The organism is Candidatus Poriferisodalis sp., from assembly GCF_965208895.1.
Lineage (GTDB): Bacteria > Actinomycetota > Acidimicrobiia > Acidimicrobiales > Poriferisodalaceae > Poriferisodalis.
On sequence record NZ_OZ242363.1, the window covers coordinates 3,810,624 to 3,833,458 of the forward strand.

Here is a 22,835-nt window from a genome sequence, read left to right on the forward strand (position 1 = left end):
CCTGTCGCGAGCCTGAGGAAGCGGTCGAGGGCATCACGCTGGGCAGAGGGGATATACAGTTCATGTTCTGATGGCAAAGCGAGGGTTCTGGTCGAGGTTGTTTGGCCGGAAGCGGACATCCGCTGACGGAGCCGACAAGCCGCGCCGCCGGCGACGGGCGAGGGGCGACCGCGCCTTGGATGTTCCGAGCGATGCGAGCCTGTCCGGCTCGGATGTGTCCGATGAGCCGTGGTACCGCCAGGCGGGTCCGCTGTTCACAGAATCATTCGCCGATCCGCAACCGGGCATCGCGTCGCCCCCTTCGGAGTCAGCCGATCCCCCGCTGATCTCGTTCGCCCCGCAGGCGGCCGAGATTCCGCGAATCGAATCGGCGGCGGCAGCGTCGGCCGAATGGGATCTGCACGCGCCCGAGTCGGCTGGGCAGCTGCCCCTCGCTGAATCGGAGGATCTGTCCATACCCGCGCCGGACGAAGTTGCAGACGCCGTTGCAGCAACCGACGACGCAGCAACCGACGACGATGCGGCTTGGCTTCCGCCGTCGTTGCACGTCGACCCGCCGGCCGGCGCCGATGAGCCGCCGATGGGGCTCGGCGCCGATGAGCCGGATGATGAGGAGGTCGTGGGAGACGCAGATGGCCAGGGTGTTGCCGCCGAGCCTGAGGGCGCTGCGGCCTACCAGGCGACGGCGACGGCAACGGATCTTGAAGCGGCCCCGGCGGCAGAAGCAGTCGCCGCCGGATCGAGGACAGCATCGTCGGAGCCGCCGTCGATTGTTCCCATACGCGGGTACTACCTGACGCGCGCTCACGACACGCTGCGCAGCGTTGCCGCCCAATTTCTCAACGCCCCGGAGCGCTGGGGCGAGCTGCGCTCGATCAACGCCGCACAGCCTGGCGTTGGCGCAGCAGGTGCCGACACGCTCCTCGCCGAGGGAACGGCCATAGCTCTGCCGGGTGAGCCGCTGGTGTGGGGTCGACCCGATCCGGTCTACCTCTGGACGCTGGCCGAGACGTTCCTGTTTACGGCTTGGGGACGCGAGCCGACTCCCGAAGAGGTGGTGCCGTTCTGGAGAGGGCTCGCTGCGGGCGCTGCGCCAGACGAAGCCGGCCCTCCGCAGATCGGCACCGACCTGCCCGGCATCGAGGCGCGCGCCGACCTGCCCAGCGAATTCGATCTGCCACCGGGCGAGGAGTCCGATTCGCCGTCGGATGAGCCGTCTGAGGGTCACGACAGTGCCGTTGTGGACGGCGAGGTTGTGGATGGTGAGCCTCGGACCGCTGTTGACTCACTCGATGACGACATTGCCGATGCCGAAGTCGTAAGCGTCGAGTCTCGGCCAGTCGCTGAGGCCGAGGACGCTGACGATGGTGACGTTGTCGGCGCCGAAACGGTGGATGGTGGCGATGTCGATGACGTGGCGGTGCTTGACGCCGATGACGTGTTTGGCGATGTTGTCGATACCGAGGGCGCCGACGATGCCGAGGACACCGAGGACGCTGACGATGGCGAGGTTGTCGGTGTCGGTGCCGATGATGCGTTTGGCGATGTGGTGGGTGGCGTTGCCGAGGATGCCGACGTTGCCGGCGTCGAGGCGGCGGCTGATAGCGATGTTGACGACGTGGCGGTGCTTGAGGTCGGTGGCGTTGCCGACGATGCCGAGGACGCTGACGATGGCGAGGTTGTCGGTGTCGGGGTGGCGGATGGTGGCGATGTCGATGCCGTGGCGGTGCTCGACGATGTCGTCGGAGTCGAGGCCGACAGCATCGAGACCGAATTTGACGTAATCGTGGACGAACGTGTCATCGACCTCGATGAAACCGACGTCGATGACACAAGCGCAGCCGACGAGCCTCGAGTGGTTGCTGAGGAGGCTGAGGACGATCCGCCGCGCGCGAGCGGTGTGTTCGCCGTCCGGGCCGTGCCCGAAGATGAGCCTGCAGCCGACGCCGAGAGTGAGGCGTCGGCTGACGCACTCGAAGTGTCTGTCGGCGATGCCGTGGAGGAGTCGGTTGACGGTGCCGCGGCTGACGCCGTTGAGGTATTCGTCGAAGACGCCCCGCAAGATGTTGACTACGACGAGGCGATTGAGGTGGCGGTCGGCGAGATCGCCGATGCAGACACCGATTGGGCGGCCGTCGAGGACGAATCGATTGCCATCGCCGAGCTTGATGCGGCCGCGACCCCCGGCGACGCGCACGACGACGCTGCAGAGCCAGCGCACGAGCGCGACGACGGGGAGATCCCGTCGCCGCTGCCGCCGCCGATGCCCTCACAGGCGGATGTGGTGCTGCCGTTGTCCCCTGACGCGCCGCCGGTGTCGCCGCCAGACGTGCAGCCGCAGGATGCCGCTGCGCTGCCGCCCGCGCCCGTGGCGCCGTTCCCCCCGCCGTTGGCGCCCGTGGCGCCTCCGCAGGTCGCTGCCCCACCACCACCGCCGCCCCCTCCACCGCCCGAGTCGCCTCCGCAGGTCGTTGCCCCGCCGCCGCCACCGCGCCCTTCAGCGGGCATCCAAGCCCCGCCGAGCTATGAGGACTGGTACGCCAGTTCCCAAGCGCAGGCGCCTGATCAATCTGCGCCGCCGGAGAGCGCCTTGGGATACCCGACGGCACCGCCCACACCTGCGGCGGAACCGGAGTCTGCGCCGCAGATGCCCCATTTCATGCCATCGGTGATGGGCACGCCACCTGCTGCACAGAGCCAAATACCCAGGACAGGGCTGATCGGGCGCAGCTTGGCCGGCACCGCGATTGGCGATGCCATGGTGCTGTGGTCGCTCGGTCGCCGCCGGCGTCAGGGCCAGCGAGTGGCCTCGGGGGCAGATCACATCGAACAGGCGCTGCGCCAAACGGCGGGCAGCGAAGATTTGCATCTGATCGAGACCGCCATGCGTCATCTCAGGGCGGTGACGCTGGGCCAGGGCAGGATGCCGCCGGCCGTGCTCGCGGTGCGAGTCGGCACATACGGCTTTGAGGTGCTGCTCGCCTCGCCCGCGCAAGCACCGCCAGGCTGGCGTTCGGCATCCGACGGCTACGTGCTCGAGTTGCCCCACGGCACGACCGCGCATGATCTGGGGGCCGTGGGCCTTGGACCTTCGCTGTGCCCCGCACTGGTGCCTGTCGGCAACACGCTCGAAGGCCCGCTGCTGCTCAACCTGGAGCAGATCGGCTGTTTGGCGGTCTCGGGCCCGGCTGCTCCCGCGATCAGCCTGCTGGGTGCGATCACGACAGCGTTGGATTCTTCGCCGATGGCACAGGAGATGCGGATCACGGCCGTGGGCTTGGATCAAACGGCAGGCGCTTCCCAGTGGGAGCGGGTGCGACTGGTTGCCCATGACTCGCCCGAGTTTCAGGGAGTGCTCGCAATGGCATCAGATCGCCGCAACGTCGGCGGCATCGCTGATGTCGTTGTCGTCGGGCCCGGGCACGATCTGCAGATTCAGCGGATATCGCAAACGGCGATGGCACGCGATTCCGGCATGGCAGTGGTGGCGGCGACGTCCGCCGCTGGTACCCGCTGGCCGTGGAGCATTCACGTCGACGCCACGGCTACCGCCGTCGTGCATCCGATCTCCATCACGATGGCCGCGGCGCAGGCGCTGCCGCTTGACGATCCGGCCGTTGCGACGTCCTACTTGCCTCCGGCCGGATACGATCCCAGCACGATGCAATGAGCTGCTCCCTTGTGCGTCTGCGACCCGGCAGGGCGCGGCGCGCGGGCCCAGTGCAGGGCCGCAGGCGCATCCGCAGCGGACGCCTGCTCTGCGCCGCGGTGCTCGTCGCCAGCGCCTGCGGCGGCTCGACCCAGGCGGAGGATCCGCTGGTGGGCGAGGGTGCCGCAGCAGCGCTGGACCCCGTCGACGATGCCGCCTTGGCGCGGCCGCTCGACGGCATCAGAGCCGCGAACGGGAATCTCGCTGCCGTCGGCGGGAATCGTGAGTGCTCACAAGACGATCAAATCTCCATTGCCTATATCGGCCCCGACCTCTCACGGCTCGACGAGATCGGCTTGGAGGAACTCGTCATCGAGGAGCCGGTATTGCTGATCGACGCGTATGTCGAAGCGATCAACACCCTCGGCGGCATTTCGGGTCGCTGCGTCACCGCGCGTGGCTATCTGTGGAATCCCGCCGACGCGACCAGATCCATGGAACAGATCTGTGAAGACGTGGCAGTCCTGGCACCGCTCTTCGTGATCAACTTTCTCGGGAACATCGAGGCCATCAACTGCATGACGCTCGACCAGGGCATCGTGACGCTCGGTCTGTACGCGTCGGCCCCCTCCGAACTGCTCGCCTCTGCCGAAGGACGCCTGTTTCTCGACGACGGCACGCACGCATACCTGCTCGAGAACAGCATCGAGGTGGCATTGCGTGCCGATCACTTGTCTCCCGACGCCCAACTGGGTTTCCTGCGCGGCGCAGGTTCGGGCGCAGACGACCAGATCGCAGTGATGCGCGCCCTCATGGCGCCGGGCGGCTTGCTGAGCCTGATCGACCGGTATGGCATGGACGTGGGCTCGGTGGGTCATGTACCGGCAGTGTTCAGCGATCTGTCCACGCTGCGGCCTGAGCAGCAGGTTGCCCTGCTGCGCGCCGACTTGAGCGCCGCGGAACAAGCAGCAGCCCTCGAGGCCCGCGCTGCGCTCGCTCCCGATCAGGCCGATTTGCTCGACCGCATCGAAGACTTCTACCTGGACGCCGCAGCCGATTACTTGGACGCGGGGGTGGAGGTCGTGGTGTCGACGGCGAGCTGGATCGAAATGCGTCGCCTTATGCTTGCCGCAGAGACGGTGGGCTGGAATCCTTGGTGGATCGCGAGTGACGTGCAGGGGGCCACGCTCACGTTGATCGGCGCACCGGAGAATCAGGCGAGACGCTTCGTGCTGATCAGCGCCCGGCGGGCAGCAGGCGACGAGGTGCCCAGCCTGGACCGGGCCTGCATCCTGCTGCGCAACAGTGCCGCGGGTGTGATGCCAGTCTCCGACGGCCGCCGAACCGTGCTCCTGCCGGCGGGTCGAGACGGCTCGGACTCGGTCGCGGTGGCGCCGTTCTCACACCGCCACCACACTGACGCTTGGAGCGTCATCACAGCGACATGCGACCTGCTCGATGTGGCCTTCAGCGCAGTCAGTCGCTCCCCAGAGGCTCTCACCGGGGAGGCGTTCGCTGCCTCGATGCGCGAGACCGACTACGTGACGGCATATGGGGGACGGATCACCTACGGGGACGAGGACTCGTCCGGCTCGGATCGCTTCCGCGTCTTGGAGGCTGATCCTTCCTGCGTGCTCGACGACTGGGGATGCATGCGGGCGTTGACCGACTGGCTCGCCCCGGTGGCCGAAGCACTGGAATCCGCGGGGTAGGCGGCCATGACCAATCAACGGAACCACTATGCCGCCAGGGTGCGGAGGATGACGGTCCACCAGATGAGGGCGAAGGCGTTCGGATTGTCGGCGGCACTGGTGTTGATCGCCGTCGCATGCGGCGGGGGCGGTGCCGATCCGGCCAGCGGCGACCAGGCACCGGCAGCGTCAGGTGCGCAGGAGTCAGCCGTCATCCGGCTCGCCATGCCCAGCGAGCCGCTGTGGCAGTGGATCATCGATTCGGGCAGCCTCGAGCAGTGGGAGGCGCGGCACGGCGCCCGCATCGAGATCAGCCATCCGTTCAGGCCGTTCACGGCGCTGGTCAGCGGCCATGCGGATGTGATCTTGGTGGACGCGCTCAGCATCCCGGCGCTCACCCGCGGGCTCGAGCATCAGCCGGTGATCATCGGCAAGTACGCCGCTGACCGATCGGTCGCTGCGGTCTGGCGCACGTCGCAGGCCGAGAATCTCGCGGGCGTGATGGAAGGCACCGTCGCTGCCGACAGCGAGTTCGGCACGACGCTGCTGTGGGCGCTTATCGTCGATGACAAACATGATGGCCTCGAATTCAGCGATGACAGCCAGGACTTCGAGCTGCTCACCGCGGCGCTCGACCTCGGCGATGTCGTCAAGCGGGGAGATGCCGACGCATGCATCTGCCTGCCGGATCGCAATGCGGAGTATCTGAGCGCTGGCATGCTGCGCCCGCTGTACGAAGGCGCCCCCGCCGGCGAGCTCTACGCGTCGATGATCGGCGACGGCGACCGGCTGCCGCTGGGAGAGGTCTTTGTGGCCGATGGCGCTTGGCACGCGGAGAACGCGGCAACCGCTCGTGCATTCCTGGATCTGTGGGAGCAGGCAATTCGGCACTGGCACGCGCATGCCGGCGAGATCATCGCGCTGTACCCCGAACTGCTCTCGGTCCAGTCGGACGCGGCGATCGAGTGGCTCACCGAGCACGTGGAGACGCACGACTGGATCGTCGATTCGGTGTATCTCGCCGACGCCGACGCCGACGCCTATGCCGACGCCGTCGAGCGCTTGGCCGAGCGGGGCTTCATCGAAGCGGATGCGCCCGTGCCTGCTGTGGTCATTCAGCCGTCGTCGAGCACTCTGGGAGGGCAGTGATGTCTGTTGATGCCGCAGTGACGCCCGATGCAGTCGAGGAGCTGGGCGCAAGGGAGATCCGGCGCTCGGTTCTGCGGCGCTGGGGTCTGCGGCTCGGCGTCGTGCTCGGCTGGGCCGTCTTCTTGGGCGTGTGGTACGCGGTTTCGCAGTTCGTGCTCGGCGCACAGCGGCTTCCGCCGCCCGACGCCGTCGCGGCGGAGGCTTGGGAGGTGATGTCGGGGGGAGGTTTCGGCTCGACACTGTGGGCCAGCATTCTCCGGGTCGTGGGCGGCTGCCTGCTCGCGCTGGTGCTGAGCGTTGTCTTCGGCGTGGTCATCGCGTACAGCAACTGGTGGCGCGAGGTGCTGGGAGCGCTCACCCGCATCATCCTCAGCATTCCCACCGTCGCGGTGGCCGTGCTGGCGCTGATCTTGTTCGGCGCCTCAGGCCTCGGGCCGATGCTCACGGCCACACTCGTCGCGACGCCGTATGTGATGACATCGGTGGCACGCGGCCTCACCGGCGTCGACCGACGCCTCATAGTGATGAGCGAGTCGTTCGGGCGCACCCGTTCCCAGATTGTCACGGGGGTCTTGGTGCCGTCGTCGATGCTGGCGGTCATCGGCGCGTCGCGTCAGGCTTTCGCGCTGGCATGGCGGATTGCGCTGCTGACCGAGGTGTTCGCTGCCTCAGACGGCGTGGGCTTCCAGATCCGGCGGAGCTTTGAGAGCTACGACATTCGTGGAATGCTGGCATGGACCGTCGTGTTCATCGCCATCATGTTCGCCTTTGAGAACCTGGTGTTCAGGCAGCTGGAGCGGCGTGCATTTGGCGGCGCCCATGCATCGATGAGCGCGGAGCAGAGACCATGACCCTCGTCAATCAGCTTCCAGGTCATCCCGCTCCTGCGGCCGATGCGCCGCGTGCTCGACCGCCGAAGCGATGGACGCACCGGCCGTGGTTCGTGAATGGCATTTCGCTGGTGTTCGTCTTGGCCGTCTGGCAGTACTTCACCGTCACCAACTCGCGGGTTCCCGGCCTCGATGAGGTGTTGGCCTTCATGGTCACCGAGGTGACCGGAGGCTCACATGGCGGCATGACAACCGGGGAGTTCTGGTCGCCGCTGTGGATCAGCCTGCTGCGCTACATGGTCGGACTGGCCATTGGCTTGCCGCTGGGCGCCATGCTCGGCGTGCTCATCGGGGCGTCGCCACGCTGCCGGGCGCTCATGGGCGACACCGTGCTCGTGCTGTTGGTGCTGCCCTCGGTGATCTGGGCGTTCGCAGCATCGCTGTGGTTCGGCTTCGGCTCGAGCGCGCCGATCGTGGCGGTGGTGCTGGCAGCGGCGCCGTTCACGGCATTCAACCTGAGATCGGGCATCGCCGCAATCGATCCGGGCCTCACGGAGATGACCCGATCATTTCGGGTGCCGCGGATGCGTCGGCTAGTGCACCTGCTGCTCGGCGGCGCGTTGCCGAGCGCGATCGCGGGAACTCGCCTTGCGTTCATCACGAGCTGGAACAGCCTGCTCATCGTCGAATGGTTCGGCGCAACGAGCGGTGTCGGCTGGCGGGCGCGATTCTGGTACGACGCGCTGCGCTACCCAGGCTTCGTCGCCTGGGTTCTGTTGTTCGTCGTGATCATCACGTTGCTGGACGCGCTGGTGCTGCAGGGCTGGGAACGGCGCGCGCGGCGCTGGCAGCACCAGCCCACCCTTACATTCGGCGAGGACCTCAACATTTGAGGCGCCCCTTGCCGTCGCCGCGAACCCGTATTGAGGAGGGGACCCTGTGGCCACCATCATGATCGAGAATCTCACCAAGGTGTATCCGCCGACGTCGGCGTTCCCGAACCAGGTGCAGGCGCTGGGCGGGGTGTCCATGCTCGTGACCGGCAACGTCTTCGTGGCCGTGCTGGGCTCCTCGGGCAGCGGCAAGACGACCCTGCTGAACATCGTTGCCGGCGTCGACGAGCCCACCGCCGGCAGCGTGCGCGTCGTGCACGACGGCGTCCCTGCGCAGGTGGGGTACGTCTTCCAGGAACCTCGCCTGCTGCCCTGGAAGACCGTGCTCGACAACATGCTGTACGTGCAGAACCGCAAGTCCGACCGCTCCAAACGCGAAGCGGAGTTCTACCTGTCGATGGTCGGGCTCGCCGAGGTGGCCAATCTGTACCCAGCGCAGCTGTCGGCGGGCATGCAGCAGCGCGTCGGCATCGCCAGGGCTTTCCTGGTGAATCCCGATGTGCTGCTCATGGACGAGCCGTTCAGCCACATGGACGCGTTGACGGGCCGCTCGCTGCGCGACTACCTGCAGCGCATCTGGTTGCACACCCGCAAGACGGCGCTGTTTGTCACCCACGATGTCGGAGAGGCCGTCGAGCTCGCCGACCGCATCTTGATGCTGCGACCCGGTGGCGTGGTGTTCGACGACATTCCGGTCGATCTGCCGCGACCGCGCCGGGCCGACGATTCGGCGGTTCGCGCCATCGAAGCTGAGGTGTTGCGCCGGTTCGACACGATGGAGGCCGCGGTCCGCTTCGGAGACCAACGCGCCTAGCGAAGGGGCACTGCTCCGTAGACGAGCATCGCCCAGCCAGTGGCCGCCAAGGCACCCGCAGCCAGATACGGACCGAGCGGGCGACTCGCCGTGGCGCCGTGTCGGACCAGCACGTAGGTCGCCTCCGGGAGCGCTGCGCAGAAGCCGAGCGTGAGGCCGGTGATGGCCACGCTGAGGCCCCACCATCCGCACACAAGGCCGCACAGACCGGCGAGCCGCGCGTCGCCGAGACCCATCGACGCCGGATGGATCAGGCTCAGCGCGGCAAGGGGCACCCCGCATGCCGCGGCGCCGACGGCTGACCAGATGAGGCCGCTCCCGTCCGACTCGAACAACGACGCTGCGGAGTACAGCACCCACACGGCGACGGCGGTGCGCCAGATGATGCGGGTGGGCAGCAGGCGGCTGCGCAGGTCGATGACTGCCAGCCGGGTCGCATTCACCGCGAACACGGCACCAGCCGCCGCCACCAGCGCCGCGGCAGCACCCACGAGTTCACCATAGCGGCGGTGCGCGATGCCCGACCGCGGCGAGCGACCTGCGCCGGCGAACCCCTGCCCCCGGGTTCCGCGCCGGTGCCGGTCTCGCGGCCCGCTCCTGAGGGCCCCTCGGGCGCTGCTGAGCGGCGGCGACACGCATCGGTGTATGCATCTACTACGCTCGATGCCTAGAGGAGTCGTAGCCTTCGCTGCTCGCCAGGAACCGCAACATCTGGTGCCAGTAGGAAGGAGGGAGGGTGTCGCAGCTCTGGATCGCAAGTCTTGCAGCGCGATTCGCGAGGATTCGCACCGCTGCGCAGCGAGTTAGGTCCAAGTCGTCGCGCCGCCCCTCGCGGTCATGCTGACCGTCTGCAGCAGCCAAGGCTCTCCTGGGGCCACGACGCTCGCTGTGTACTGCGCGGCGCACTGGGCTTCGCAAGGCCGCGAGGTGCTGTTGATCGAAGCTGACGGGTCGGCGGGTTCCATCGCGCACAAGCTCGGTCTCCAAGTTGCTCCCGGCACGGCATCGTTTCTGGGGTCCGAACTTCCCGCAACGGCGATCAATCTGATCGAGCATGCCCAAGACGTCCTGTTCAGCGGCTTGCACATCATGCCGGCGCCGACAGTCGCGGCCGGTGCTGCTGCGGCTGAGCGACGCTTCTCGGCAGTGGGTGAGGATCTGCGGGACGTTTCCGGGAGCGAGATGGCAGTGGTGGTCGACGCCGGCCGGCTGGGCGGGCACATGGGCGACTCCGGGCTCATCGAGGCTGCCGCAGGGGTGCTTGTGGTCTCTCAAGGAGAGGAGAATCTCGCCGGTCTCGAATATCTCGGCGACAAGCTCGTCGCCGATCCGTCCCAGCCAGGACCGCTCGGCTTGGCCGTGACCATTGGGCCGTCTGCGCTCTCCGCCAACGATTGGGAGGAACGCTTCGGGCTGACCCATGTCGGTGCAATCACTGCCCGCTTCGACGTTGTGCCAGATCTGTCCATGATGGTGTCGCGGCCGTCGCGCAAGCAGCGCAAGCTGCGCTCCGAGATTGACCTGATCGCTTCGAGCCTGTACGACTACGCCTACCCTGGCGGCGCTGAGATGCCTCGCGCCCGGCGCCCTCGTCCGGCGGCGCCTTCCCAGCAGCCGGCGGAGGCGTCCGATGCGGCGCCGACTGAGCGATCGCTCGATGAGAGCCCCCATCTGCCTGAAGAATCCGGCACAGCACCGCAGCCCGACGACCAGCACTTGGCTGGGAGCGTCCCGCTCGAGGCGCGTGAGCTGCAGGCGACACATCCGGACTGGGAGGAGACTGGCAGAACGGCTGAGATCCCGCTGCCCCCACCCGAGCCTGATGTCAGCCTGTCTCAGCTCTATGCCAGTGACCCGATCCAGCACGTCCCGGCGCATCGGGAGGCATCGGAGTATCCGCATCAGCCCCAGTCGAGTCATTCGCCGTATGAGACGATGCCGCCGGAGTATCCGCATCAGCCGCAGCCGAGTCATTCGCCGTATGAGACGATGCCGCCGGAGTATCCGCATCAGCCGCAGCCGAGTCATTCGCCGTATGAGACGATGCCGCCGGAGTACCCGTATTCGCCGCCGCATCAGCCGCTGTATGTTCCCCATGATCCCCACGACCAGCCGCCCACCGACCTCGGGACCGGCCAACATGGTCTGCAGCCGATTCCTGATCCCGAGGCCGCTGCGACCCCTGCGGCTGGCGAGTCACCTGCGCCGCCGACGGGCTCGTTCCGGGCATGGGCGACCGCGTTGCACGGCGAATCCGCGAATCCGCCGAAGGATCGGGACGCGGCAGGCTGACCACCCTGCGGCGTCCTCGCGACGACGTCTGCGTCAGCGTGGTGACCGGCATGAGTGCGCATGCGGCCCGACGAGTGCGCGGCGCTGCTCGAGCAGTGTCTTGCCCATGGGGCCGCGCAGTGCGGGCAGCAGCGTGCCCGAACGGTCAAGGGGCGCCGAGCCAGGGCGAGCGGCGGGTAGATTCCCTGCGGCTTGCCGTCAGATGGGATAGTTGCGATGCGCAGACCTTGGGAGGATCGCTGGGTGAAGATCACGGGCAAAGTCGGTCTCACCGCGGCACTCACCGTCGCCATCTGGGCGGCCTTGCCGGGCACGGCGGGTGCCGCCGACGGCACCCCCACTCTTGAGGAACTGTCGTTTGTCCTGAACTCGTTCGCCCTGCTCGTCTGGGGCGCTTTGGTGATGTGGATGTGCGCGGGCTTCACCATGCTGGAGGCTGGCTCGGTCCGCACCAAGAACGCTTCGATGATCTGCCTCAAGAACGTCGGCATCTATTCCATCGCAGCGCTGGCGTTCTACTTCGTCGGCTACAACCTCATGTACGTCGACGTCGACAGCGTCATCGGCTCGTTCTCGTTGCTGTTCGATCCCTCAGAGGCTGAGGTCGCTCTGATCGGCGGTGATGAGAGCGTCATCGCTGACGTACTCGAGCCGGGACGCTCGGGCATCGCGACCTGGCTGTTCCAGATGCTCTTCGTGGCCACCACCGCCTCGATTGTCTCAGGCGCCATGCTCGAGCGGACCAAGCTCTGGGCGTTCTGGGCGTTCACGTTGATTCTGACGGCCTTCATCTACCCGACCGTCGGCGCATGGATCTGGGGCGGAGGCTGGCTCGACCAATTGGGGTTCGAAGACTTCGCCGGCGGCACGGTGGTGCACGTGGTCGGCGGTGCCGCAGCGCTGGCCGGGGTGATCGTGGTCGGGCCCCGTCGGCGCAAGTTCCGCCTCGACGGCACGGCCAAGCCCACTCCGCCGTCGAATGTGCTCGTCGTCACGCTCGGCGTGCTGATCCTGTGGCTCGGCTGGTTCGGATTCAACGCAGGATCCCAGGGCGGGCTTGCCGCAGCACGAGACGTCGCCACGATGGCCACCATTCTTGTCAATACCAATCTCGCCGCCGCGAGCGGCATGCTGGCCGCCGTCGCGTGCTCCCGCCCGGTGTTCGGGCGCCTGGGCCTGGCGCCGAGTCTCAACGGCGCGCTGGCCGGCTTGGTGTCGGTGACGGCGGCGCCCGCGTTCGCCGATCAGTACTGGTCGGTCGTCATCGGCGCCATTGCCGGTGTGCTGTGCACCCTGGCGACATGGCTGTTGGAGCGAATCAAGCTTGACGATGTCGTCGGTGCCGTGCCGGTGCACCTCGTGGGCGGTGCGTGGGGCACGCTGGCGGCGGTGGTCACCTCCGGTGCCGATCTGGCCGCCCAGGCGGTCGGCCTCGTTTCCGCCTTGGGATTTGTCTTCGTGGTGTCGTTCGTGGTGTGGAGGGTCATCGACGCGGCATTCGGCATCCGCATCAGCTCGCAGGTTGAGTTCGTGGGTCAAGACGTCGCGGAGATGGGCATTGAAGCGAATCCCGAGTTCGTTCTCGTGCCCGAGGATCGCGAAGGCTACGGACCCACATCGTTCGTCAGGGACCGGTGACGCACCGAGGCAATCGGGCGTAGCAGCCGGTCTGCGGCTGTCTGTCTGCGCTTATGCGCTCCCGCTGCGATGCGCGGGGCACCTTGGATGCCAAGAGTCGGACAGGCACAGGACCACGCGGCGGTCTCGCCGGTGCAGTGTGACGTTCAGCCAGTTCTGCACCTGATGATTTCCGGAGTGGTCCAAATGGACGACCCCGTTCTCGGTGGTCAGGTCGATGGCGCCCAGGTCGCCGCACCGCCGCAGCAGTGCCGCGGGCTTGGTCCGCACGCCGAGCGATCCGTCGTACTCGGGCGCACCGGTCGCGGCCAAGTAGCGCCGAAGGTCGTCGAATTGTGACGAGCTGCCTCGCAGCAATGCGGGGTTCCGGTGCATGGAGAACGCCGCCCAGACTTGACGGTCGCTGCGCACGAAGCTCGCCCCGCGGACTGGCGGCGGCAGGGAGTCTCCATGAACGAGCCACTTTCGCAGCGCGGCGACGGCCACCATGGCCGCCTGTGCATCGGGGTGCCGGCTCTCGAGCAGGCCCGAGTACAGCTCATGCACATCGGCAACCGAGACGCGGTGCGCACCGGTAGGCCGGGGCGCGTAGCCTCCGACCTCAGCGATCACCTCCAGTTTGGCATAGTCGAAGTACATGAAGACCTCCGCTTAATCTCGCGCATGGGGGGGGGGGGGGTAATCGCAGAACACGAGATTCGGAGTCTTCGATGCTCGGTCACCGGCGGGCACCTTATCGCGCCGGCGTCGTGCACCGGTGCATGGTGCCGTGCATTTCGTGCGGCAGCCCCTGAGCGTGATTGCGGGGCCACGAAGAGGGCTTGAGACTTCGGCATGCATGCGCTGTCGCGGTCGGCATCGAGCGCGACGCCGACCGCGGTCCGGCAGGCTCGGGCTGCGGTCACGAGCGCTGTCGTCGACCCGCAGACGAGATGGGCACGGCGCCGACTACTCGTCGGCGACGAAATGGCCGGGCTCGACTTCGCGCAGAATCGCCGGCTCGGGCGCGGTGCCCGGCGCGAACACCGGGCTGGGGATCTCGTCGGTGCGGATGGGCCGGTCGGTTCGCCTTCGCCGGGGATCGGCAACCGGCACCGCGTCGAGCAGCCGCTGGGTGTAGGGGTGCGTCGGGTTCCCGAACACCGCGGCGCGCGGGCCGAGTTCCACGATCTGGCCCAGGTACATCACGCCCACGCGGTGCGCCATGCGCTCCACCACGGCCAGGTCGTGGCTGATGAACAGGTACGACAGGCCCAGATCGTCTTGGAGGTCCATCATCAGGTTGATGACCTGCGCCTGAATCGACACGTCCAGCGCCGACACCGCCTCGTCGGCGATGACCAAGCTGGGCGAAAGCGTCAGCGCTCGGGCGATGCAGATGCGCTGACGCTGACCGCCCGAGAACTGGTGCGGGTACTGGTTCATGTCGTCCGGCGACATTCCCACGCGTCGCAGCAACGCCGCCACCGTGTCGGGGATCTGCGAGCGCGGCACCGTGCGGTGGATTTCCAGCGGCTCGCCGATGGCGGCGCCGATCGGCCGACGCGGGTTGAGGCTGGCGTACGGGTCCTGAAACACAATCTGAACTTTGCGTCGGTGCGGCCGCAGCTCGCGCGGCCCCAGACTCGTGATGTCAGTGCCGTCGAGGCGAATGGCGCCCGTGGTGGGATCGAGCAGCCGGACGATCAGGTGCGCCAGCGTCGACTTGCCGCAGCCGCTCTCGCCCACGATGGCCAGCGTCTCGCCACGGTCGATGTGCAGGCTCACTTGCTCGACTGCGTGCAGCTTGGCCTTGCCGGACGCCGGGAACTGCTTGGACAGCCGCTCGACCGCCAGGATCGGCTCGCCGGGCGCGCCGACGCCGTGCATCGCCGCAGCGCTCACGCCCGCCGCCCTGGGGCTGCTGCGGGTTCGTCCAGCAACTCGAAGCGCTGCGGGCTGTGCGTGCCTGCCATCGAGCCCAGCTTGGGCACTGCGGCGAGCAGCGACTGTGTGTAGGGATGGCGGGGCTGCTCGAAGATGTCCGTCACAGCGCCGTGCTCCATCACTTCGGCCGAGCGCATCACGACGACCTCGTCGGCGATCTCGGCGACCACGCCCATGTCGTGAGTGATGATCAGCACCGCGGCGTCGCTCTCGCGCTGCAACTCAGCCATGAGCGCCAGGATCTGTGCTTGGATCGTCACGTCGAGGGCCGTCGTGGGCTCGTCGGCGATGAGAATCGCCGGGTCGCACGCCAGCGCCATAGCGATCATCACACGCTGGCGCATCCCGCCGGACATCTCGTGGGGGAACTGGTCGATGCGTCGGCTCGCATCGGGGATGCGCACGCGGTCGAGCAATTCCAGCGTGCGCCGACGGGCCTGCGCCGTGTTCATCCCGCGGTGGACGCGCAAGGCCTCGACGATCTGGTTGCCGACGGTGTACACCGGGTTCAGGCTGGTGAGCGGCTCTTGGAAGATCATCGAGATGCGATCACCCCGTATCGAGCGCATCCGAGACTCCGACAGCCGCAGCAGATCTTCGACGTTCCCGTCGTCGTGGCGGAGCAGCACCTCGCCGCTGCGGATCTCTGCGCGGGTGCCGATCTCGATGAGGCGCATGATGGACAGCGCCGTCACCGACTTGCCTGAGCCCGACTCGCCGACGATCGCGAGCGTCCTGCCGTCGGCGAGGTCGAACGAGACATCGGAGACTGCGGTGAACTCGTCGAAGCACACCGTCAGGCCCCGCACCGAGAGCCGAGCGGCCGCAGCACCCGTCCCAGCGCCTGCGTTCGCCACGGCTAGCGGCCCCGCAGCTTCGGGTTGTAGGCGTCTTGGAGACCGTCGCCGATGAGGCTGAAGCTCAGCACAGTGACGAAGATCGCCAAGCCGGGAAATGTCACCGACCACCATGCGGTCAGGAAGTTGCCTCGGTTCAGGCCGATCATCAGGCCCCAGCTGGTGCTGTTGGGATCGCCGAGGCCCAAGAATGCCAGTCCGGCTTCGAACAGGATGGCCGTGCCCATAATGAGGGTGGACGACACGATGAGCGGCGGCAGCGAGTTCGGGAACACCACCCTGGTGATGATGCGCCAATCGGAGGCGCCGACGGCATGGGCCGCACGGACGAACTCCTGGCTCTTGAGCCGCAGGAACTCTGCACGGGTGATGCGGGCGATGCCGGGCCACGCCACCACGCCGATGGCGAACGCGATGGTCCAGCGCGACGGCTCGAACAGCGCCACGAGCACCATCGCGAACAGCAGCGCAGGCAGCACCTGGAAGAACTCCGTGAAGCGCATCAGGGCGTTGTCCACCCAGCCGCCGTAGTAGCCGGCCAGCGCGCCGATGCTCACCCCGATCACCACCACCATCGCCGCGGCCATGAGCGCCACCGTGAGGCTGGTGAGACCGCCGTTCACCACCCCGGCCAATACGTCGCGCCCCAAGTAGTCGCTGCCGAGGAGGAAGTCGGGGCTCTCGCCGGGCGCCGTCAGCGGCAGGCCCACGATGTCCTTGGGGTCGGTGGTGTAGATCAGCGGGCCGAGCAGGGTCATCACGACAATGCCGGCCAGCAGCACGACTCCGGCGACCGCCGCCTTGTTGCGCACGAACATCCGCACCGTCGCGCGTCCCCCCGATGCAGTGCCTGCGAGCAGCGCGGGCGCGACCGGCAGGTCCGCGGCAGCCGCCTCGGGGGATCGGCCCAGGTCAGACATCGGAACGCTCCCTCACACGGATACGCGGGTCGATGACGGTGTAGAGCAGATCGGTGACCAGATTGGCGACAATCACCATGACCGATGACACCAGCAAGACGCCGAGCAGCACAGCGGTATCGCGTCGCAAGATCGAGTCGAACGCCAGACGGCCGAGGCCGGGCCAGTTGAACACCGTCTCTACCAGCAGCGCTCCCGACAGCAGCGCCCCGAACTGCAGGCCCACCACCGTCACTACCGGGATCACGGCGTTGCGCAGCGCGTGCTTGTACACGACGCTGCGCTCGCTGAGCCCCTTGGCGCGAGCGGTGCGCACGTAGTCAGACTCGAGCACTTCCAGCATGGATGCCCGCGACAGGCGGCTGTACTGGGCCAGGTAGATGAGCCCCAAAGTGACCGCCGGCAGTATCAGATGCTCTGCGATGTCGACCGAATTGGCGAGCCAGCCCGCGCCGTAGTTCACGTCGTGCCAGCCTTGCACGGGCAGCAGCTGCCACGTTGAGGCGAACAGGATCACCAGCATGATGCCGGTCCAGAACACCGGCATCGAGAAGCCCACCAAGGCCAGCACGGTTGCGCCGTGGCTGAAGGGGCTGTCGGGGCGCCGAGCGGTGGCGATGCCCACCATGGTGCCCGCGGCCACGGCGAATGCCAAGGCGGTCCCCACCAGCAGCACGGTCGGCCACAGGCGTTGGGAGATCAGCGACGTCACCGACTGGTTGAAGAAATACGACTCTCCCAAGTCGCCGGTCGCGACCCTGCCGATGTAGGAGACCATCTGCACCACCACCGAGCGGTCGAAGCCGTACTGCTCGCGGATGTTCTCGAGCAGTACGGGATCGCCGGCGCCGCTCTCGCCCACGATCACGGTCGCCGGATCGCCCGGCGCGAGATGGATGAGCAGGAAGTTGAGGCAGATCACCGCCAAGATCAGCCCCAGTGCCTGGGCCGACTTGGAAGTGATCTGCCTCAACGCTGGGCGCATGCCGGTGCCGGTTCGCCTCGGGCAGCGGTGAGGCTGCGCCCTCGGCCGGTGCTGCGGTCGGCTACTGGTCCAGCCAGATCTCGTGCATCGGGGACATCAAGCCCCAGATGGTGCTCGTGGGCGGATTCTGCACTGCCGGGGTGTACGCCTGCCAGAACGGGGGCGTGGTCAGGTAGTAGATCGGCACCTCGTCGGCGACGATCTGCTGGAACTGCTCATAGAGCACCGTGCGTGCCTCCGGGTCGAGTTGCTGGCCCGCTGCTTGCAGCAGGCGGTCGACGGCCGGGTTGGCGTAGCCGGTGTTGTTCGTCCAGATGACGCCCACCCGGTTGTCGCTGAGGTAGGTGCGGTGCACCCCGATCACCGGATCGCCCCAGTTCCAGACATTGTTGATCGTCATCTGGAAGTCGCCGGCGGCGATCCGCTGAGCCCAGGTCGGGAAGTCGGGCGAGACGCTCAGCTCGGTCTCGATGCCGACGTCCTCGAGTGCCTGCACCACATACTCGGCGTAGATGACCTGCGTCGGCGGGATGTAGTCGATGGAGAGCTGCAGATCGCCTGGGCCGTAGCCGGCCTCGGCGAGGAGTTCCACGGCCCGGTCGATGTCCTTGTCGTAGCGAGGCGCGGACTCGTCATGGAACGGGCTGGCCGGGACGATGCCGGTGCTGGCCGGGAACGTGAGGCCCTGGTCGATGACCGAGGCGAGGAATTCGCGGTCGATCGCATAGGCGATGGCCTGACGCACCCGCTGATCCGACAGCGCCGGGTCGTTCACGTTGAATTCGAGCCACTGGATCGGGCCGATGGCCTCATGGCCCTGCGCGCTGACCTCGACGTCGGGGTTGTTCTGCAAGCGCTGCACGTTGGCAGTCGGGCCCAATGTGGCCGACAGATGCGTCGTGCCGTTCTCGAGTCCGAGGACGATTGCCGCCGGGTCGGGGGTGATCTCCATGACGATTTCGTCGAGGCACGGCGCGCCCTCGAGGAAGAAGTCGTCGAAGCGCTCCATCCGGATGATGGTGCCGGCCTCGTACTCGACGAGCCGGAACGGGCCTGAGCCGACGAAGTCCTCGGTGTTGCGCGGGTGGGTCGGCAGGTCTTGGCCGTCGTTGAAGATGTGCTCGGGAATGATGGGCAGCAGGCCGGGCGACATGGCCATCAGAATCGCCGGGTGCGGTTGGCTCAGGTTGATGACTGCCGTGTGGTCGTCGGGCGTGTCCACGCTGGTGACGGGGGCGAACATGGGCCTGAATGGATGATGGGCCTGCGCAGTGAGGATCGAGAACTGCACGTCCTGCGAGGTGATCGGCTCGCCGTCGTGGAACACCGCATCCTGCACCAGATTCAGCGTCACCGTCAGCCCGTCGTCGGAGACGTCCCAGCTCTGCGCCAAGTAGGGCATCGGGTTGTACTCGTCGTCAAAAAGCAGCGGAGAGGCGTTCAGCTGCGTGCCGGGCACCGCAGTCGCGAAACCGGACTGCACCGTTCCGTTGAAATGACGGGGCACCTGCGTGCTGCCGATGATCAGCGTGCCGCCGACGCCATCGCCGCCGTTGCAGGGGCCTCCGGCCGACGCCGCGGCGCTGTCTTCGGAACCGCCTTCGTCGCTGCCCGTGGTGTCGCTGCCCGCTGTCGAGTCCTCGTCATCGGGCGCGGCTGAGGCATCGTCGGCATCCTCGCTTCCGTCGTCGGATGCGCCGCCGTCGGCCGCTTCGGGCGACGCGGCGGGTTCGCTGTCGTCATCGCCGAACCAGCTGCACGATGCGGCGGTCAGTGTCAGCGCCGCCGCTACTGCGATCCAGATACGTCGCCTGAGCATGCTCTTCCCCCATGGTTCTTCGGCACCCAGTGGCCCTGCCGCTGAGGCGTCGGGCGATTCTGCATTCCCGCCCGTGGGTTACCGTAACCCAAGCGCGGGCCGTGGGCTAACCATTCGCACGCGCGCCAGCGCGATCCGCGTTGCCAGCGAGGGCGGTGCCGCATGAGCCAACCCAACTCCGTCGGCCAGTTCGGTGATCCCGTCAAGGTCCACTGGTTCCTGCCGACCGGCGGAGACTCACGCGATGTGCTGCCCGACGAGCCCGGTGCCCATTGGCGCCCGCCCTCGATGGACTACCTGGCGCAGGTGGCGACGGCTTGCGATCAACTCGGCTATGAGGGAATGCTGACGCCCTGCGGCACGATGTGCGAGGACGCCTGGCTGTCCACGATTGCGCTGGTGCCGGTGACGAAGCGCATCAAGTTTCTCGTGGCATTCCGACCAGGCTTCCTGTCGCCCACGCTGGCAGCGCAGATGGCCTCGACGTACCAGCGGCTGTCGGGAGGTCGATTGCTCATCAACATCGTGACCGGTGCCGAGCCCCGCGAGCTCAACCGCTTCGGCGACTGGCTCGACAAGGACACCCGCTACGCCCGCACCGGCGAGTTCCTGCGCATCGTTCGGGAAGCGTGGTCGGGTGAGCCCTATGACTTCGAAGGCGACTTCTACAAGGTGGCTGCCGCCACGACCCGCGATGCGCCCGATCCGCAGCCGGCGATCTACTTCGGCGGCGCCTCGCCGGCCGCCGAGCGCATTGCTGCTGAGCATGTCGACGTGTACCTGGCGTGGGGAGAGCCTCCCGACATGGTGACCGAGCGGCTGGAACGCATGCGGGCGCGGGCCGCCGATCACGGCCGCACGCTGCGCTTCGGCATCCGTTTCCACGTCATCACCCGGCCCGAGGCGGCCGACGCCTGGGCCGTGGCCGACGACATGCTGGCGCACATGAGCCCCGAGGCGATCGCCGCCGCCCAGGCCGACTTCGCGACGACGATGTCGGAGGGTCAGCGGCGCATGGCACAGCTGCATGCCGAGGGCACCGGGCGCCTCGAGATCCATCCCAATGTGTGGTCCGGCATCGGTCTCGTGCGGGGCGGCGCCGGTACCGCGCTGGTCGGCAGCTACAGCGAAGTCGCCGACCGCATCGCGGAGTACCACCATCTGGGATTCGACGAGTTCATCCTGTCGGGTTACCCCCACCTCGAAGAGGCGTACTGGTTCGGCGAAGGCGTCATGCCGATCCTGCGTGAGCGAAGGCTGCTAGAGCCGCTGCAGACGGGTACGAGCGATGCCCTTGTCTCATCGTTCCGCTGAGACGCTGCAGCAGCCGTGAGCAGTGAATTGTCTCCCACCGCGATGAGCACCCCCGGCGACGGTCCCGTCGGACCGGTGGACTCTCATGGTTCGGCCGTCGAAGCTGCGGGCGCCGAGCGAAGCTACGAGATGCATCCTGCCCCCACGCCGTCGCTGCGCCTGGGCCTGCTTCGCTGCGACGACCCAGTGCCGGAGCTGCAGTCCATCTGCGGCACCTACTCGGACATGTTCGTCGACGTGATCGCCCGAGTCGACCCGAGCGTCCAGATGGACACCTTCAGCCTCCCCGACGGCGAATGGCCCAGTGACCTCGACGCCTTCGACGGCTGGATGACCACCGGAACCCGGGCCTCGGTCTACGACGACGAGCCCTGGATCAACCAGTTCGCCGACTTCGTGCGACAGCTGCACGCCGAACGTCGCAAGATGTTCGGGGTCTGCTTCGGCCACCAGATGATCGCCCATGCGCTCGGGGGCACCGTGCAGCGGGCGCCCCACGGCTGGACCGTCGGTGCACATGTCTGGAAACTCCACGAGCGGCGCCCTTGGATGGACCCGCCATCCGACGAGATCCGTCTCATCCACAGCCACCAAGACCAGGTGCTGTCGCTGCCTCCGGGCGGTGTCGTGCTTGCCGGTGCGGATCGCTGCCCGATAGCGATGCTCGCAGTGGGGGAGCACTTCGTCGGCTTGCAGGGCCACCCAGAGTTTCAGCCCTCCTTCGTCGGTCCGCTGTACGACAGCCGCACGGCGCTTCTCGGCGAAGAAGCTGTTGCGCAAGCCAAGGCCAGCCTGGCCACGCCGTGCAACCAAGAGCTCGTCGCTGGATGGATGCTCCGCTTCTTCGCCGGCCCGGCGCACAGCAGCCGCATCGACGCCAGCGCCGCCTGCAAATAGCACGATGGCGGACCTGCCGCCCCACGACAGCGGCCCACTGAACCGGGTGCCGCGCTGCGCCTTCGGGCCGGCGGCGGCACCGGTTGCATGGGCTATGCAGGGGCGGGTTCGGCCGCCAGAGCGGCGAGACCGTCGGCGAGCAACGTCTCGACGCGCACGAGGCGGGTGTCAATTCGGTGCACCTCGGAGCGCAACGCACCGATCTCGGCGCGCATTTCGGCGCGCAGGTCGCGCATTTCGGCGCGCAGGTCGCGCACCTCGGCGCGCAAGTCGCGCATCTCCGCGCGCAGCCCCTGCAAGAAGTAGCCGAGCAATCCCAAGAATCCGACGCCCAAGATGCTGATGATGGCGGCGATCACAGTGGCGTTCACGATAACCCCATTCAGTGCAGTGGCGAATGCTGGGCTGAAGATATGCTCGCTCTTTCACAACATTCAAATCTATTTCAATGATTGTCGTGTGTTGAGTCCGCGCGAGATCCTGCACTCGTAAGCCGCTCCACTCGCCGTTCGTGTTCGCTGCGCTCTACGGCCGCTCTGGCCACGGATTTGCTGCGCAGCTAGGTCGCGGGCATCCAAGCAGGCCGGTCTGCTTCGTAGCCGTCGATCTCGGCGGCGCTGCGCATCGTGATGCCGATGTCGTCGAGACCCTCGAGAAAGCGTTCCTGCGTGGCGTCGTCCATCGGAAAGTGCTCTTCGATGCCAGCAGCCGGTGCGCTGAGCAGGCGGCGTTCCACGTCGACGGTCACGATCAGATCCGGGTCGGCATCCACGGCGGCTCGCAGATGAGCAGCTGCCTCTTCGGACACCTGCACCGGCACCAAGCCGTTCTTGGTGGAGTTGTTGCGAAAGATGTCCCCGAATCGGGGCGAGACCACGGCAACGAAGCCGTAGTCCATGAGCGCCCATACGGCGTGTTCGCGTGAGGACCCGGTGCCGAAATTGGATCCCGCAACCAAGACTGTGGCGCCCGCGAAACGCTCGTCGTTCAGCACGAAGTCGCGCTCGTCACGCCACTCGCTGAACAGCCCCTTGCCGAAACCAGTGCGCTCGACGCGCTTGAGCCAGTCGCTGGGGATGATCTGGTCGGTGTCCACGTCGGAGCGGTCGAGGGGCACTGCACGGCCCTCGTGCACACGTACTGGCTCCATCGGCTGTTTCC

The 22,835-nt window shown here is 67.2% G+C and carries 17 protein-coding genes and 1 pseudogene; 10 read left to right on the top strand and 8 right to left on the bottom strand.

Annotated elements, in window-relative coordinates:
* The first annotated feature begins 175 nt into the window (after positions 1-175).
* The 6 genes from ACOGJB_RS17130 to ACOGJB_RS17155 are packed head-to-tail and all read left to right on the top strand — an operon-like array spanning position 176 to position 9,026.
* Positions 176-3,670 carry a hypothetical protein gene (locus ACOGJB_RS17130; protein WP_419838294.1) on the top strand — a complete coding sequence of 1,165 codons (3,495 nt, stop codon included), beginning with the start codon at positions 176-178 and terminating at the stop codon, positions 3,668-3,670.
* 11 nt (positions 3,671-3,681) lie between these two features.
* Positions 3,682-5,361 (top strand): hypothetical protein, encoded by a 1,680-nt coding sequence (locus tag ACOGJB_RS17135; RefSeq protein WP_419838295.1) that lies wholly within the window; start codon positions 3,682-3,684, stop codon positions 5,359-5,361.
* Between the two features lie 48 nt (positions 5,362-5,409).
* A complete protein-coding gene (locus ACOGJB_RS17140) occupies positions 5,410-6,489 on the top strand; it encodes a hypothetical protein (RefSeq protein WP_419838296.1) in 1,080 nt (359 codons plus the stop codon).
* Positions 6,489-7,340, top strand: a complete 852-nt coding sequence (locus tag ACOGJB_RS17145; protein ID WP_419838297.1) for an ABC transporter permease — start codon at positions 6,489-6,491, stop codon at positions 7,338-7,340. The genes ACOGJB_RS17140 and ACOGJB_RS17145 overlap by 1 nt, the downstream gene beginning before the upstream one ends.
* On the top strand, positions 7,337-8,212 hold the full coding sequence (locus ACOGJB_RS17150; protein WP_419838298.1) for an ABC transporter permease: 876 nt from the start codon (positions 7,337-7,339) through the stop codon (positions 8,210-8,212). Before ACOGJB_RS17145 ends, ACOGJB_RS17150 begins: the two co-directional genes overlap by 4 nt.
* A 46-nt stretch (positions 8,213-8,258) precedes the next feature.
* The gene (locus ACOGJB_RS17155; protein WP_419838299.1) at positions 8,259-9,026 is read left to right on the top strand and encodes an ABC transporter ATP-binding protein; all 768 of its coding nucleotides are present in this window, start codon (positions 8,259-8,261) and stop codon (positions 9,024-9,026) included.
* Here ACOGJB_RS17155 and ACOGJB_RS17160 read toward each other — a convergent pair.
* Positions 9,023-9,517, bottom strand: coding sequence for a prepilin peptidase (locus ACOGJB_RS17160; RefSeq protein WP_419838300.1), 495 nt, complete (start codon positions 9,515-9,517; stop codon positions 9,023-9,025). The genes ACOGJB_RS17155 and ACOGJB_RS17160 overlap by 4 nt on opposite strands.
* A 346-nt stretch (positions 9,518-9,863) precedes the next feature.
* Here ACOGJB_RS17160 and ACOGJB_RS17165 point away from each other — a divergent pair, with 346 nt between their 5' ends.
* Both ACOGJB_RS17165 and ACOGJB_RS17170 read left to right on the top strand, forming a co-directional pair.
* The gene (locus ACOGJB_RS17165; protein WP_419838301.1) at positions 9,864-11,318 is read left to right on the top strand and encodes a hypothetical protein; all 1,455 of its coding nucleotides are present in this window, start codon (positions 9,864-9,866) and stop codon (positions 11,316-11,318) included.
* Between the two features lie 216 nt (positions 11,319-11,534).
* Positions 11,535-12,956: an ammonium transporter gene (locus ACOGJB_RS17170; RefSeq protein ID WP_419838302.1), complete on the top strand. Its 1,422-nt coding sequence runs from the start codon at positions 11,535-11,537 to the stop codon at positions 12,954-12,956.
* A 51-nt stretch (positions 12,957-13,007) separates the two neighbouring features.
* Here ACOGJB_RS17170 and ACOGJB_RS17175 read toward each other — a convergent pair whose 3' ends face one another.
* From ACOGJB_RS17175 to ACOGJB_RS17195, 5 genes and pseudogenes are all read right to left on the bottom strand, one after another.
* Entirely contained in the window at positions 13,008-13,595 is a 588-nt protein-coding gene (locus tag ACOGJB_RS17175) for a hypothetical protein (RefSeq protein WP_419838303.1), read from the bottom strand.
* A gap of 309 nt (positions 13,596-13,904) precedes the next feature.
* Positions 13,905-15,739, bottom strand: a pseudogene (locus ACOGJB_RS17180) (dipeptide ABC transporter ATP-binding protein).
* 2 nt (positions 15,740-15,741) lie between these two features.
* Positions 15,742-16,659: an ABC transporter permease gene (locus ACOGJB_RS17185; protein WP_419838304.1), complete on the bottom strand. Its 918-nt coding sequence runs from the start codon at positions 16,657-16,659 to the stop codon at positions 15,742-15,744.
* Positions 16,652-17,644, bottom strand: a complete 993-nt coding sequence (locus ACOGJB_RS17190; RefSeq protein ID WP_419838305.1) for an ABC transporter permease — start codon at positions 17,642-17,644, stop codon at positions 16,652-16,654. Before ACOGJB_RS17190 ends, ACOGJB_RS17185 begins: the two co-directional genes overlap by 8 nt.
* Positions 17,645-17,705: 61 nt before the next feature.
* Positions 17,706-19,463 carry an ABC transporter substrate-binding protein gene (locus ACOGJB_RS17195; protein WP_419838306.1) on the bottom strand — a complete coding sequence of 586 codons (1,758 nt, stop codon included), beginning with the start codon at positions 19,461-19,463 and terminating at the stop codon, positions 17,706-17,708.
* A 162-nt stretch (positions 19,464-19,625) separates the two neighbouring features.
* Here ACOGJB_RS17195 and ACOGJB_RS17200 point away from each other — a divergent pair, with 162 nt between their 5' ends.
* Together ACOGJB_RS17200 and ACOGJB_RS17205 are read left to right on the top strand one after the other, a co-directional pair.
* Positions 19,626-20,777 carry an LLM class flavin-dependent oxidoreductase gene (locus tag ACOGJB_RS17200; RefSeq protein ID WP_419838307.1) on the top strand — a complete coding sequence of 384 codons (1,152 nt, stop codon included), beginning with the start codon at positions 19,626-19,628 and terminating at the stop codon, positions 20,775-20,777.
* A 15-nt stretch (positions 20,778-20,792) separates the two neighbouring features.
* On the top strand, positions 20,793-21,674 hold the full coding sequence (locus ACOGJB_RS17205) for a glutamine amidotransferase-related protein (RefSeq protein ID WP_419838308.1): 882 nt from the start codon (positions 20,793-20,795) through the stop codon (positions 21,672-21,674).
* A gap of 92 nt (positions 21,675-21,766) precedes the next feature.
* On the opposite strand, the gene ACOGJB_RS17210 is transcribed toward ACOGJB_RS17205, so the two are convergent.
* Both ACOGJB_RS17210 and leuD read right to left on the bottom strand, forming a co-directional pair.
* Positions 21,767-22,045 (bottom strand): hypothetical protein, encoded by a 279-nt coding sequence (locus ACOGJB_RS17210; RefSeq protein WP_419838309.1) that lies wholly within the window; start codon positions 22,043-22,045, stop codon positions 21,767-21,769.
* A gap of 188 nt (positions 22,046-22,233) precedes the next feature.
* Positions 22,234-22,824, bottom strand: a complete 591-nt coding sequence (leuD, locus tag ACOGJB_RS17215; protein ID WP_419838310.1) for a 3-isopropylmalate dehydratase small subunit — start codon at positions 22,822-22,824, stop codon at positions 22,234-22,236.
* Positions 22,825-22,835 lie beyond the last annotated feature (11 nt).